Source organism: Salipiger sp. IMCC34102, from assembly GCF_004145405.1.
In the GTDB taxonomy this organism is placed as follows: Bacteria; Pseudomonadota; Alphaproteobacteria; order Rhodobacterales; family Rhodobacteraceae; genus Loktanella.
In genome coordinates this window covers 770245-784532 of record NZ_SELQ01000001.1, presented here as the reverse complement: position 1 = coordinate 784532, position 14288 = coordinate 770245, and the positions used below count along the sequence as shown (strand labels likewise).

Here is a 14288-nt window from a genome sequence, read left to right as displayed (position 1 = left end):
TCGCGCCCCGCGCATATCAGCGAGCGAGACGGCGACGAAGCGGTCACCGCACCCAGCCCTCCTGCCACGTCACATGGTCCGCATTCGCCAGATGTCGCGCGCGGTTCAGTTCCGCCTCCAGCGCGGTCACGCGTCCTTTTCCCAGGCGCACGCCCGGCTCCGGCCAGAAGGCGCGCACGACAAGCGCGTCCCCGCGACGTGCCGCGTCCAGCCGCCCGATCAACCGGTCGCCCTGCAGGATCGGAAAGACGTAATAGCCGTAGCGGCGCTGCGCTTCGGGCACGAATATCTCGATCCGGAAGTCGAACCCGAAGAGCCGCCGCGCCCGCGCGCGATCGCGCAGGGCGGGATCGAAGGGCGACAGCAGCCGGACCCGGTTGGTGGGGGCAGGCAACTCCCCCGCCAGATCCAGCAGGGCTGGCGTGATGACGCAGCGCCTGCGCGTGGCGTCCGTTATCTCGACGTCGACCGGGATGATCCGGCCTTCGGCCAGGGCCGCGGCGGACCATGCCTTCGCCTCCGCCGGGGTCGCGATGTCGAAGAAGGCGGCCAACTCGCCGCTTGTCGCGAAGCCCAGCCGGTCCAGCGCTGCGGTCATGGTCCAGTCGAGCGTCTCTTCGCGGGTGACTCGGGCGTCGAAGACATCGCGGGGGATCACCCGCTCGGCCAGGTCGTAGATCTTGCGGAACCCGGCCCGGTGGCTGACCGCCAATTGTCCCGACCGCCAGAGGTATTCCAGCGCCGTCTTGGACGGATGCCAGTCCCACCAGCCGGACGATCCCCTGACCTCGCCCTGCCCTACGTCGCGCGAAGAGGTCGGACCGTGATCGTGGATATGGCGCAGCACGGTGTCGACCTCTGCCTGCCATCCCGCGCGGCGATCCTGCGACCAGCGCCCTTCCATCCGGGCCCGGTCGCGGGCGAACTTCAGCCGCCACATCGGGTAGAAGCCCATCGGGATGACGGAAGCATCGTGGGTCCAGTGCTCGAAGACCGTCCGATCCCGCCCCACCGCTCGGGTCAGCGCCGCCGGACGATAGCGTGCCCGGCGTGCCCAGAGGATCGTGTCGTGCGCCCGGGCGAGCGTAGTCACGCTGTCGAGTTGGACGAAGCCCAGATCCTCGATGACCCTGGCCAGGTCCGTCCCGCTCCCGGAGCCCGACCCGGGCCGCAGAAGCAGGTGACGATCCAGAAACAGGCGGCGCGCCGTGAGGTTGGGCAACACGGGAACGGTCATGACGCCAATCTTCCCGCAAAGCGCCGGGAACGCAATTCGCACCCGCGCCTCAGAACAAGTGGGACGATCGCCGCGCGCCTGAGCCGTGACCTTGTCACCCTTGCATCGTCACATCCGCCAAGCGACATCGAGATGACCCCGGCCACCTGGCACCCTTCCTCGCTTTTTTCCAAATACTCCCGCCGGAGGCATCGTGCCGCAGGCCCGGCCTTTTTGCAGCACGCGCCCAGCACCGAAATACGAACCGACCCCGGCTAAGGATTACAGCGCGGCCTGCGGCACCAGAAGCGCGCGCGCATCGTCGGGCGACAGGGCGTCGGGCCGGTCGCAGGTGGTCGTCATCGCGACCGTTTCGCCCGTCTCGCCGGCCTGCAGGATGCCGGTCAGTACCTCGATCACGTGCAGCGCGAGGTCGAGCGAGGAGCGGTGCGGGCGGTCTTCGAGGATCGCCGTGGCCATCTCCGCCAGTCCCGCGCAGCGGTAGTTCGCGCGGTCGATCCCCTGGCCGTCCTGCATGTTGGTGACCGAGAACGGGTGATCGCGCCCGTCAAGCGTCGTGGCCCCGTCAGCGTCCGCCACGATGACCTCGCCCCCGAAGAAGTTCGGATCGGGCACGTAGAGCGACGCGTCGGTGCCGTAAAGCTCCATGTTCTCGTGACGGTGCGCCTTCACGTCCCAGCTTGCGCCGAAGGTCACGATGGCCCCCGATTGGAAACGCAGCAGCGCCTGGACGTTCGTCGGGGTCTGCACCGGGATCTCTTCGCCCAGGCGAGGGCCGTTGCCGATCGTGCGTGTCTCGCGGCCGCGGCCGGTCATCGCCTGGACGCTTTCCACCGGGCCGATCAACTGCACGAGGTTGGTGACGTAATAGGGGCCAAGGTCCAGGATCGGGCCACCGCCGGGCTGGAAAAAGAAATCGGGGTTCGGATGCCAATGCTCCATCCCCGGCGAAAGCACGTGACAGGTGCCCCCCGTCACGCGACCGATCCGGCCTTCATCCAGCACGGCGCGCGCCAGTTGATGCGCCCCGCCCATGTAGGTGTCGGGGGCGGAGCCGACCCGCAGCCCCTTGTCCTCGGCCAGCTTGCGCAGGCTCTCCCCTTCTTCCAGCGTCAGGACGAAGGGCTTTTCGGAGTAGGAATGCTTGCCCGCTTCGAGAATGCGGCGCGAGATCTCGTAATGCGCGGCCGGAACGGTGAGGTTGACGACGATGTCGATATCCTCGGCGGCCAGCAGGTCATCGACCGAAAGGGCGCGCAGGCCGAATTCCTCGGCCCGGGCGCGGGCGGCATCCATGTCCCTGTCCGCGCAGGCGCGCATCTCGATCCCCGCGAAGAGCGGGGTCAGTTGCATGTAGGCGGCCGAGATGTTGCCGCAGCCGATGACGCCGATGCCAAGTGTTTTCATGTCCGGGACCTTCAGAAGGATTTCATCGCTTGCGCCGAACGGCGGGCGAAACGCACCGCGTCGGAGGGATTGTCGTGTTCGGCCACGTAAAGCGTGACGCCGGCCGCCTTCAGGGCCGCGTGGATCGGTCCCCAGTCGGTGACACCTTGGCCCACGTCGGCCCAGCCGTCCTCGTCCCGCGCCTCGCCCTCGGGGGCGATATCCTTGATGTGAGCGCTCACGATCTGCGACCCGTAGTCGGCGATGTAGCGCAAGGGATCGGCCCCCGCCCGGTTCACCCAGCCGATATCCAGTTCGAGCATGGTGTCGGCGTCCGCCTGCGCGATCAGGTCGAGCGGTGTCACGCCGCCCAGGTCGACCAGCTCGAAGTCGTGGTTGTGCCAGCCCCAGGCAAGGCCCGCGTCGCGCACCGGTTTGCCCGCCTCTGCGACGCGGGTGGCGAAGGCCTCCCAGCCCGCGCGGTCGGTGGGGCGGTCGTCCGGCATCAGGAAAGGGGCGATCATGGTCTGCACGCCCAGCGCACGCGCGATTTCGATCTGGGCGGCGGCGTCCGCCTCCACGTCCCAGAGCGCGAAGTGGCCGCCGGGCATGGTCAGCCCGTGGGCATCGAGCGCCGCGCGGGTCTTCTGCGGATCGCCGTAGACGCCGCCGTAGCCTTCGACGGCGGTGAAGCCCGCCTTCGCCACGGCATCGAGGATATCCTCGAGCGCACCGGCGTTACGCGCGGAATAAAGCTGGTAAGAAAGTTGCATCGGTGGCCCTTTCAGAGGCGTTTTTCGGTTTCGGGGTCGAAGAGCGAGGCGCGCGCGGGATTGAAACCCACCGGGACCGTGTCGCCCGGGCGCACTTCCGCGGTGCCTTCCATGCGGATGTTCACGTCCCGCCCGTCCATCTGCGCGTAGACCAGCGTGTCGGACCCCATCGGCTCCACCAGGTCGATCCGCGCCTCGGTCTTCACGGGGACGGAGGGCAGGCGGTCGCCGGTGACGATATGCTCGGGCCGGATCCCGAAGATCACCTCGCGCCCCTCGGGCCAGTCGCCCGCCCAGGCGTAGCCGTCCATCGGCACCATCATGTCGGCGCCGTGCACGGCACCGTCGCGGTAGGTGCCGCGCAGGAAGTTCATCGACGGGCTGCCGATGAAATCGGCGACGTAAAGGTTCTGCGGCCGGTTGTAGATCTCCGCCGGGGTGCCGAGCTGCATGATCGCACCGCCCTTCATGATCGCGATGCGGTCGGCCAGCGTCATTGCCTCGATCTGGTCGTGGGTGACGTAGATCATGGTGTTGTCGAGCCGCTCGTGCAGACGCTTGAGTTCGACTCGCAGGTCGGCGCGCAGCTTGGCGTCGAGGTTCGACAGCGGCTCGTCGAAGAGAAACACGTCCACGTCGCGCACCATGGCGCGCCCGATGGCGACCCGCTGGCGCTGCCCGCCGGACAGCGCGCCGGGCTTGCGCTTGAGCAGCGGCTCGATCTGCAGGATGTCGGCGGCGCGCTTGATGCGGCTTTTGATCTCGTCCCTGGGCACCCGCGCGTTCTTCAGCCCGAAGGACAGGTTTCCCTCCACCGTCATCTGCGGATAGAGCGCGTAGGACTGGAACACCATGCCGATGCCGCGCGCGCTGGGTTCGGCCCAGGTGACGTTCTTGCCCTTGATGAAGATCTGCCCGTCCGTCACCTCCAGCAGGCCCGCGATGCAGTTCAGAAGCGTGGACTTCCCGCAGCCCGAGGAACCGAGCAGTACCAGGAACTCGCCGTCGCGGATGTCGAGGTTCAAGTCCCGCAGCACCTTTACCGCGCCGAACGACAGGTCGAGGTTGCGGATCTCGACCGAATGCTCGGTCGTCTGCCTGGGGTTGGTCATCGTGTCTGTCATATGTCAGCCTTTTACGGCGCCGGCGGCGATACCGCGGACAAAGAGTTTTCCGGAAACGAAGTAGATCGCCAGCGGCACCAACCCGGTCAGCAGGGTCGCGGCCATGTTGACGTTGTATTCCTTCACGCCCTGCACCGAGTTGACGATGTTGTTGAGCTGGACCGTCATCGGGTAGGTCTCGGGCTTGGTGTAGATCACGCCGAACAGGAAATCGTTCCAGATCCCCGTGACCTGCAGGATCACCGCGACCACCAGAATCGGCAGGGCCATGGGCAGCATGATCTGGAAATAGATCCCCCAGAACCCGGCCCCGTCGACGCGCGCGGCCTTGAAGAGCTCCTCGGGGATCGAAGCGAAGTAATTGCGAAAGAGCAGCGTGAGGATCGGCATGCCGAAGACGGTATGCACCAGCACGAGCCCGCCCAGATCGCCCATCAGGCCGATCTCGCGCAGCATGATCACGATCGGATAGAGCATCGTCTGGTAGGGAATGAAGGCGCCGATGATCAGGATGGTGAAGAACAGCTCGGATCCCCTGAACTTCCAGTTCGACAGGGCGTAACCGTTCACGCTCGCGATCACGATCGACAGCAGCACCGAAGGCACGAGGATCTGCACAGAGTTCCAGAACCCGCGAGAAAGACCGTCGCAGTTGATACCCGTACAGGCCTCGGCCCAGGCCTTTACCCAGGGCTCGAATGTGATCTCCATCGGGGGGCCGAAGACGTTGCCCATGCGGATCTCGGGCATGCCCTTCAGCGAGGTCACGATCATCACGTAAAGCGGCAGCAGGTAGTAAACCGACACCAGCAGGAGCGTGCCGTAAATGAAGATGTTGGCCCGTGAAAACCGGCGGCGCGGGCGCGGGCCGCGGGGTTCGCTGTCGATCTGACCCGCGATCGCGCCCATGTTGAGGTCGGAGACGTTGCTCATTGCTTCCTGCCCCCGAATTCAAGATAGGCCCACGGGATCAGGATGATCACCACCGACAGCAGCATCATGGTCGAGGCGGCGAAGCCCTGACCGAGGTTCTGCGCCTGGAACATGTAGTTGATGACGTATTTCGCGGGCACTTCAGACGCGAGACCCGGCCCGCCGTTGGTCTGGGCCACCACGAGATCGTAGAGCTTGATGATGCCGGATGCGATCAGCACCAGCGCCGTGATGAAGACGGGCCGCATCATCGGGATGATGACCCGCACGTAGGTCTTGACCGTGCCGATCCCGTCGACGCGGGCGGCCTTCCAGATGTCGTCGTCGATGCCGCGCAGGCCCGCCAGCATGATGCACATGATCAGCCCCGTGCCCTGCCACAGCCCTGCGATCAGCAGGCCGAACATGACGATGTCGGGGTTGTTCAACGGATCGAAGGAAAAGCTCTCCCACCCCCAGCCGCGCACGAGGCCCTGAAGTCCGAAGTCGGGGTTCAGGATCCACTGCCACGCGAGGCCCGTCACGATGAACGACAGCGCGAACGGATAGAGGAAGATCGAGCGGAACACCGCCTCGCCGCGGATCTTGCGGTCCAGAAGGGCGGCCAGCACGAAGGCGATCACCAGCGTCAGGACCAGCGAGCAGACCCCGTAGATGGCGAGGTTCTTGATCGACACGATCCAGCGCGAGGTGGTCCAGAGCCGTTCGTATTGCGCCAACCCCACGAAGTCCGTGCGTGGCAGCAGGCTGGAACTGGTGAAGGAATAGAAGACCGTCCAGGCGGTGCCGCCGACGAAGACCACGAGGGCCGTGAAGATCATCGGGAGTGAGGCAAGCTTGGCCATCGGGTTGCGGAAGATCCGCGATGGGCGCGTCGATTTTTCGCGCCGGCCGTCCGCGGCCCCGCGCGCGCGGTCTTGTTCAATTGCAGTCATCGCGTCGGTCCCTCCCCGGATCGGCCATGCATCAGGATCGGGCCGGGGACGTTCCCCGGCCCGCCGTGTCCGAGGGGATTAATCCGCCTGGCCGACGAGGTCGGCGTAGCGCTGCTGGGCGTCGGCCGCACTCATGTCACCGGCCCAGAACTCGGCCATCAGGTCCTCGATCTGGGTCTGGATGTCGGCCGAGAAGTTGATGTCGCCCGACGGCAGGATGTTGCCATCGCCCAGGATCTCCAGTCCCTTCTGCATGCAGGCGTTGGCGGTCGACATGTCCACGTCGCCCCGCACCGGCAGGGACCCCTTGGCGAGGTTGAAGGCCACCTGCGTCTCGGGGCTCATCAGGGTGGAGGCAAGCTCCATCTGGGCTGCCTTCACGGCCTCGTCCTCGACCAGCGGGAAGTAGAAGGCGTCACCGCCGGTATCCAGCACCGCGTTCAGGCCCAGGCCGGGCAGGCATTCGTAGTCCTCGCCCGCCGTCTCTCCGGCGACGGCGAATTCACCCTGCGCCCAGTCACCCATGATCTGGGCACCGGCGCTGTCCGTGATCACCATGTTGGTGGCCTGGTTCCAGTCCTGCACGTTCGAGCCGCGAGCGAATTCGCGCGCGTTGGCCACGGCTTCCCAGACGGCGGTGTACTCGGGGCCCATCGCCACCTCGGTGTCCTTGTCGACGTTCACCGCGCGCCAAGCGTCAAGGCCAGCCACGCCGATGGCGATCGCGCCGAAGGCCAGTGACTGCTGCCAGCCCTGCTGCCCCATGGCGAGCGGTTGCAGCCCCGCTTCGCGCAGTTGCGGGGCGGTTTCGACGAATTCGTCCCAGTTGTTCGGCACGTCGAGGCCCGCGCTCTCGTAGGCATCGCGGCTGAGCCAGAGCCACTGGGCCGAGTGGATGTTCACGGGTGCGCAGTAGATGCGGCCGTCCAGCGTGCAGGCATCCAGCAACGAGGTCGGGTTCACGAAATCGCGCCAGCCTTCCTCCTCGGCCAGGTCGGTGAGGTCGGTCATCAATCCGGCCTCGATCAGCTCGGCGGCCTGCTGGCCGTGGTTGAGCTGCGTGGCCCCCATCGGATCACCGCCGATGATGCGGCTGATGATGATCGGGCGCGCGGTCCCGCCGGAACCGGCGATGGCCCCGTCGACCCAGGTGTTGTCGGTGTTGGCCTCGAACTCTTCGGCCAGGCGGCTGACGGCGGCGGCCTCGCCGCCGGAGGTCCACCAGTGCGTGACCTCGAGTTCGGTCCCGCCCTCCGATTGGGCGAAGGCTATGGAGCCCGCCAGGATCGTGGCCGTGCTGGCCATCAGGATCGTTTTCAGGTTGTTCATCTCAATTCCTCCCAGAAGCCGCATCCGCGGCAGATGATCGTGATTTCGGCCGCCCCTCCCAAGGCGACCCTTCCCTCGCCGACCGCAACGGACCGGCGAGACCCCCTGGATGTTTGCGCAAACGCAACCGCAAGTAAACGGGCATCTGCGCGGATCGGCGGGGGAACCGATGAGGTGCGCGCCGGATCCTAGCCGGGCGTCGCGCGATAACTGAAGCGGTCGAAGTCGGCGTGCCGCCCTCGACCGGATGTGTCATGGGCGCATAGACCGATGAAGGCGCCCGTGAAGTTGTTGCCTGCCCCGTCGGCCGATTCGTCCGAGATCGCGGACTGGTCGAGCGTGACGCCCGCGTCGGTCCAATCGCCGTCCTGGACGCGGTAGCGAAACCGCAGCCGCGCGCCGTCGACATCGCAGCCAAGGTCGATGGGGGCCTTGCCTGGCAGGGCAATGGGATCGATCACGCGGGTCATGGTCCGGTCCGGCCAGTCGGCAGGACAGCTGTAGACGGTCAGCACCCGTGCGCCCGCTTCGTCCGCGGTGACGGCGAGATAATGGAACTTGTGACCCGAATACCAACTGATCAGCCCCGCGAACTGCTGGTAGTCACCGGGGCTCACGTCGATCCGCGTTTCGGCCCGGCAGGACATCGCGTCCTGCCGGCGCGCGACGAGCGCGTGCTCGAACGTGGAACCCGGACTTTCACGCCCGAAGATGCGCAGATGACCAGGCCGCGCGTCGAGGGAGAATACCCGCTCAGGTTGTGGTGTGCGCAGCCACTGGAACTCCGGCGGAAGACCTGCGTCGAACGTCCGGTGACCGGAGATCGGCTCGACCGGGGCTTCCGGCAGCTCGGGTCCGTCGATCTCGGCAGCGGGGGCCACGCCGCCGTGGGCGAGGCGAGGGAACGCGCCCGGCTCCCAGACGAGCCGCTGGATCGCGGTCTCGCGCCCCAGAGGCGAGCGGCAGTGGTCTCTCTTGGCGGCCCCCACCGGCAGGTTCCGCGTCTCCGGCAGCGGGCGGGAGCACAAGTGCACCATGAAAAGGGATCCGTCGCCCATCTCGACGATGTCGGCGTGGCCCGCGCGTTGCAGCAGATGCTCCGGCCCGGTGTCCTTGGCGGTCAGCATGTGCTTGATCGGATCGGTCTCGTAAGGGCCGAACAGATCGCGCGACCGCGCCATCGTCACCGCGTGATCGAACTCGGTCCCGCCTTCGGCGGTGAGCAAATAGTAGAAGCCGTCGCGACGGTAGAGGTGCGGCCCCTCGACCAGGCCGAGATCGGTGCCGCAGTAGATGTTGCGGATTTTACCGATGAGCCGGGCTTCGCCTACATCGTATTCTTGGATCACGATGCCGCCGAAGCGGTCGGCCCCGGTCTGGTTGTGGTCCCAGATCATGTTCACCAGCCACTTGCGCCCGTCCTCGTCGTGAAAGAGCGAGGCGTCGAAGCCGCTGGCGTTCAGGTAGACAGGTTCGGACCACGGGCCTTCGACGGAGGGCGCCGTGGTAAGGTAGTTCCTGCAATCCTTGAAGGCCCCGTCGCGGCGCTTCATGTCGCTGTAGACCAGCCAGAACCGCCCGTCCGCGTAAGTCAGGCAAGGGGCCCAGACACCGCCCGAGTCGGGATTGCCCCGCATGTCCAGCAGCGAGGCCCGGTCGAGCGGCCGCGCCGCCAGTTCCCAGTTCTTGAGATCCCGCGACCGGTGGATCTGAACCCCCGGATACCACTCGAAGGTGGAGGTCGCGATGAACACTTCTTCGCCCACGCGGACGATGGACGGATCGGGGTTGAACCCCGGCAGAATCGGATTGCTGATCCTCAAGAACTGGCCCCTCCCGGTCAGTGCGTCCGCCGCCGTTCCGGTCGGAACATCGAAGGCCGCAGAAAATTGATAGACGTCTATCAAAGCTTCTGTCAACATGGTTCGACCGCAGCCGATCGCGCGATGGAGGACACATGAGACCACCGACGCTACAGGACGTCGCCGATCGGGCGGGGGTTTCCTACGCGACGGCGGACCGCGTCCTGAATGGGCGTGCCCGGGTCTCCGCTCGCAGTACCGACCGGGTTCAGGCGGCGGTCGCGGAACTGGGCTACACCCGCAACGTGGCCGCGGCGAACCTGTCGAAGGGACGGGTCTATCGGTTCGCCTTCGTGCTTCCCACGGGTCGCAATGCCTTCTTCCAGCGGATGCGCACGCTGATCGCCGCACGGGCCGCGCGCGCGGCCGCGACCAACGTGCAGCTTGAGGTGTTGGAAGTCGCGGCCTTCGATGCAGCCAGCCTGGCCGCCGGGCTCGATGCGCTGTCGCACGGGCCGGTGGACGGGATCGCCGTGGTCGGCCTCGATGGTCCGGAACTCGCAGCCCCCCTGGAGGCGCTGGCAGCACGCGGCGTTCCAGTCGTCTCGCTCGTCTCGCCCCTGCCCCGGTCCAGTGCGGCCCCTTTCGTGGGCATCGACAACGCCGTCGCCGGACGCTCCGCCGCGCGGCTCGTGGGCCTGTCGCACAGACGCGGCCCGGGCCGCGTGCTGCCGGTCGTCGGTGCGCTGAATGCCCCCGACCACGCCGAACGGCTCGCGGGTTTTCGCGCGGTCCTGGCTGACGATTTTCCCGGCGTTGCGGTGCTGCCGATCATAGAGGGACGCGACGACGCCGAAACGGTCGACAGGCGCGTGGCCCAGGCGCTCGACGCGGATCCCGGCATCACCGCCATCTACAACGCGGGCGCGGGCAACAGCGGGTTGGCCCGCGCGCTGGACCGCCGCCCGTCGCGGCCGTTCTGCATCGTGCACGAACTCGTCGCGCATTCGCGCGCGGCCCTCGAACGCGACACCTTCGACGTGGTCATCGACCAGCGCCCCGAGGTCGAGATCGCGACCGCCCTGAAACTCTTGCGCCGCATGAGCGACCGGATGGACCTTTCGCCACCGCCGCCGATCTGCCCGACGATCGTCCTGCGCGACACGCTTCCCCCAGAACACCCACCGAGAGAGAGCACTCCATGACCACCTTCTTCGACGACATCGCCCAGGTCACCTACAAGGGCCCCGAGAGCGACGACCCGCTCGCCTTCCGTCACTACGACCCCACGGAGGTCGTGATGGGCAAGACCATGGAGGAGCACCTGCGCTTTGCCGTGGCCTGGTGGCATTCCTTCGCCTGGGAAGGCGGCGACCCCTTCGGCGGCCCCACGTTCGAGCGGCCCTGGCATCCGCAGGACGACATGGGCCGGGCCAAGATGAAGGCCGATGTCGCCTTCGAGATGTTCGACATCCTGCAGGCCCCGTTCTTCTGCTGGCACGACACCGACCTGCGGCCCGACCAGGGCGATTACGCGGGCAATCTCGCCACGCTGGAAGAGATCACCGACTACATCGGCACCAAGATGGACTCCGCGCGCACCAAGCTGCTGTGGGGGACGGCCAACATGTTCTCGCACCGGCGCTGGATGGCGGGGGCCGCGACGAACCCCGATCCGGACGTCTTCGCCTTCGCCGCCGCGACCGTGAAGGGCTGTATGGACGCCACCCACAAGCTCGGCGGCCAGAACTACGTGCTCTGGGGCGGGCGTGAGGGCTACGAGACGCTTCTGAACACCGACATGGGCCGCGAGCTGGACCACATGGGCCGCTTCCTGTCGATGGTCGTGGACTACAAGCACAAGATCGGCTTCGAGGGGCAGATCCTGGTGGAGCCGAAGCCGCAGGAGCCTTCCAAGCACCAGTACGACTTCGACGCGGCCACCTGCATCGGCTTCTTGCGCAAGTACGGGCTGGAGAACGAGGTGAAGCTGAACCTCGAACAGGGGCACGCGATCCTGGCGGGCCACAGCTTCGAGCACGAGATCGCGGTCGCCTGCGCCGACGGCATGCTGGGCTCGATCGACATGAACCGCAACGACTACCAGTCGGGCTGGGACACGGACCAGTTCCCCAACAACACCCCCGAAGTGGCGCTTTGCTACTATCACATCCTCAAGGCCGGCGGTTTGGGCAAGGGCGGCACCAACTTCGACGCCAAGCTGCGGCGCCAGTCCATCGACCCGGTCGACCTGATCGCGGCGCACGCGGGCGGCATGGACATCTGCGCGCGCGGGTTGAAGGCCGCCGCCGCCATGCTCGAGGACGGCGGGCTGGAGACGGCCCTGACCGACCGCTACGCCGGTTGGGACAGCGCCGAGGCGAAGTCCATGCTGGACAGCGACCTGGGAGCGATCCAGTCGCGCGTGCTGAACGACGGCGTGAACCCCGCGCCTCGCTCCGGCGCGCAGGAACGGCTGGAAAACTGGGTCAACCGCTTCGTCTGATCCCGGCGTCCGCAACGCCCGGTTGCCTTGCCCCTCCCCCATCGGGGCGGTCTTCGCGACCGGGCCGCCGTCCAACTGGCGGGCCCCCCTGTTGGTCGACATGAAATGCGCAGAGGCACCGCGGGCCACGCGGTGCCGGACTCTACAGCCGGCGCAGCACCGCTTCCAGCAGCCGCCCGGCAATGGGGGTCAGGCTGCGGTCCGGGGCCTGCAGGACGAGGAAGGGCGAAACGGTGATCTCCTCCTCGAGCTCGATGATCCCCAGTTCCGAATTGCCGCGCGAGAGCATCTCGGCCACCTCCCGGGTCTGTGGTGCGATGGCATGCGAACTGGTGACAATGCTGAGTGCGGCCAGCAGAGAAGAGCTGTTGGTGACACGGCCCGGCATCGGCAGGCCGCTTTCCAGGAACCGCCGGTCGACCGCGGTGCGGATCGGCGATCCGGGTTCCTGGATGACGTATTCGAACGCCAACGTCTCGGCCAGCGTCACCCTTCGTCCGGCCAGCGGGTGATCGGCGCGCGCCAGAAGTCGTATCCGCTCGGCGCGGCCGGGATGGGCCCGCAGCGACCGTGGATTGCGGCCAGCCCCGATGCGGGCGAGGACGAAGTCGAAGCGGCCTTCCTCGAGCCCGCGCAGCAACACGACGGAGGGGGCGACCTCGATTGTCGGCTGGATGTCGGGGGCGCTTTCGCGCACCTCTTGCAAGGCGGGCACCAGCGCCTTGACCAGCGGCCCGGTCACCGACCCCACCCGGACCGCGCCCGCCTGACCACCCTGCAACTTGGCCAAGTTGTCCGAAAGGGCATCGACCTCCGCCAGGATCACGCGCGCGTGCCGCAGGAAGGCCACCCCGAGCGGCGTGGTGGCCATGCCTCGCGGAAGACGGTCGAAGAGCGCGCCGCCGATCTCGGTCTCGATCTCTGACAACAGGCGCGACGCCGCCGGTTGCGACATGGCCACCGTCTCGGCGGCGGTCTGAAGCTTGCCGGTGTCCTCGATGGCGCGGATCAGGCGCAGGTGACTGGGCTTGAGACGGTTTGCGAAGGGGAACGCGACGGACATGCAGGAACCATACCGACTTTGCTATGCATGTGAAGCTTTTTCGCATTGGAATGGTATGACGTGATAGATTACCCACGGCCCACGGATTTGCGGCGGAGGACGACCGCAGACATGTGGAGGAAAAACATGACCCTTAGATCAATTCTCGTGAGCACGGCGCTCGTCTCGACCCTGGCGACCGGCGCTGTCGCCGATGGCCTCGTCGGGATCGCCATGCCCACCAAGTCTTCGGCGCGCTGGATCTCGGACGGTGAATCGATGGTCCGCCAGTTCGAGGAAGCCGGCTACGACACCATCCTGCAGTACGCGGAAGACGACATCCCCAACCAGCTGGCGCAGATCGAGAACATGATCACCAACGGCGTCGACGCGCTGGTGATCGCGGCCATCGACGGCACCACCCTGTCCAACGCGCTGGAGAACGCCAGCTATGCCGGCATCGAGGTCATTGCCTACGACCGCCTGATCCGCGACAGCGAGCATGTCAGCTACTACGCCACCTTCGACAACTTCCAGGTCGGCGTGCAGCAGGCCGAGACACTGGTCGCGGGCCTCGAGGAACGCTTCCCCGATGCCGAGACCTGGAACGTCGAGCTGTTCGGCGGCTCGCCCGACGACAACAACGCCTACTTCTTCTACGACGGCGCGATGTCGGTGCTCCAGCCTCTGATCGACGACGGCAGCGTGACCATCGTTTCCGGCCAGCAGGGCATGGACACCGTGGGCACCCTGCGCTGGGACGGTGCGGTGGCACAGGCCCGCATGGATAACCTTCTGTCCGCGCATTACACCAACGAACAGGTCCACGGCGTGCTGTCGCCCTACGACGGCCTGTCCATCGGCATCCTGTCGTCGCTGAAGGGCGTGGGCTACGGCTCAGGCGACATGCCGATGCCGATCGTGACCGGGCAGGACGCGGAAGTCCCCTCGGTCAAGTCGATCCTCGCCGGTGAGCAGTACTCGACCATCTTCAAGGACACCCGCGAACTGGCCCGCGTCACCGTGGGCATGGTCGAGGCGGTGCTGGAAGACGGCGAGCCCGAGATCAACGACACCGAGACCTACGACAACGGCGTCAAGGTCGTGCCCTCCTACCTGCTGGAGCCGCTGAAGGTGACGGAAGAGAACTGGGAAGAGCGCCTGATCGACACGGGCTACTACACGATGGACCAGATCCAGTAAGACCGGACTGCGGCGCAG

At 66.6% G+C, this 14288-nt stretch carries 12 protein-coding genes; 3 read left to right on the top strand and 9 right to left on the bottom strand.

Annotated elements, in window-relative coordinates; all coding sequences use genetic code 11:
• Positions 1-43 precede the first annotated feature (43 nt).
• The 8 genes from EU805_RS03950 to EU805_RS03915 all read right to left on the bottom strand — a co-directional run bounded on the left by EU805_RS03950 (position 44) and on the right by EU805_RS03915 (position 9540).
• On the bottom strand, positions 44-1237 hold the full coding sequence (locus EU805_RS03950; protein ID WP_129762618.1) for a winged helix-turn-helix domain-containing protein: 1194 nt from the start codon (positions 1235-1237) through the stop codon (positions 44-46).
• Between the two features lie 261 nt (positions 1238-1498).
• Entirely contained in the window at positions 1499-2644 is a 1146-nt protein-coding gene (locus tag EU805_RS03945; RefSeq protein ID WP_129762617.1) for a Gfo/Idh/MocA family protein, read from the bottom strand.
• An 11-nt stretch (positions 2645-2655) separates the two neighbouring features.
• On the bottom strand, positions 2656-3396 hold the full coding sequence (locus EU805_RS03940; protein WP_129762616.1) for a sugar phosphate isomerase/epimerase: 741 nt from the start codon (positions 3394-3396) through the stop codon (positions 2656-2658).
• An 11-nt stretch (positions 3397-3407) separates the two neighbouring features.
• Complete coding sequence (locus EU805_RS03935) at positions 3408-4520, bottom strand: ABC transporter ATP-binding protein (RefSeq protein ID WP_242494047.1); 1113 nt, start codon at positions 4518-4520, stop codon at positions 3408-3410.
• A gap of 3 nt (positions 4521-4523) precedes the next feature.
• Positions 4524-5453, bottom strand: coding sequence for a carbohydrate ABC transporter permease (locus tag EU805_RS03930; RefSeq protein WP_370318159.1), 930 nt, complete (start codon positions 5451-5453; stop codon positions 4524-4526).
• A complete protein-coding gene (locus EU805_RS03925) occupies positions 5450-6298 on the bottom strand; it encodes a carbohydrate ABC transporter permease (RefSeq protein WP_207208074.1) in 849 nt (282 codons plus the stop codon). The genes EU805_RS03930 and EU805_RS03925 overlap by 4 nt, the downstream gene beginning before the upstream one ends.
• 168 nt (positions 6299-6466) lie before the next feature.
• Positions 6467-7717, bottom strand: a complete 1251-nt coding sequence (locus EU805_RS03920) for an ABC transporter substrate-binding protein (RefSeq protein WP_242494046.1) — start codon at positions 7715-7717, stop codon at positions 6467-6469.
• Between the two features lie 188 nt (positions 7718-7905).
• Positions 7906-9540, bottom strand: a complete 1635-nt coding sequence (locus tag EU805_RS03915) for a glycoside hydrolase family 43 protein (protein ID WP_242494045.1) — start codon at positions 9538-9540, stop codon at positions 7906-7908.
• Between the two features lie 134 nt (positions 9541-9674).
• On the opposite strand from EU805_RS03915, the gene EU805_RS03910 reads away from it, so the two are divergent.
• Both EU805_RS03910 and xylA read left to right on the top strand, forming a co-directional pair.
• A complete protein-coding gene (locus tag EU805_RS03910) occupies positions 9675-10724 on the top strand; it encodes a LacI family DNA-binding transcriptional regulator (RefSeq protein ID WP_129762613.1) in 1050 nt (349 codons plus the stop codon).
• A complete protein-coding gene (xylA, locus tag EU805_RS03905; protein WP_129762612.1) occupies positions 10721-12025 on the top strand; it encodes a xylose isomerase in 1305 nt (434 codons plus the stop codon). The genes EU805_RS03910 and xylA overlap by 4 nt, the downstream gene beginning before the upstream one ends.
• 142 nt (positions 12026-12167) lie before the next feature.
• On the opposite strand, the gene EU805_RS03900 is transcribed toward xylA, so the two are convergent.
• Positions 12168-13088 carry a LysR family transcriptional regulator gene (locus tag EU805_RS03900; protein WP_129762611.1) on the bottom strand — a complete coding sequence of 307 codons (921 nt, stop codon included), beginning with the start codon at positions 13086-13088 and terminating at the stop codon, positions 12168-12170.
• Between the two features lie 126 nt (positions 13089-13214).
• On the opposite strand from EU805_RS03900, the gene chvE reads away from it, so the two are divergent.
• Positions 13215-14270: a multiple monosaccharide ABC transporter substrate-binding protein gene (gene chvE / locus EU805_RS03895; protein WP_129762610.1), complete on the top strand. Its 1056-nt coding sequence runs from the start codon at positions 13215-13217 to the stop codon at positions 14268-14270.
• The last annotated feature ends 18 nt before the right edge of the window (positions 14271-14288 follow it).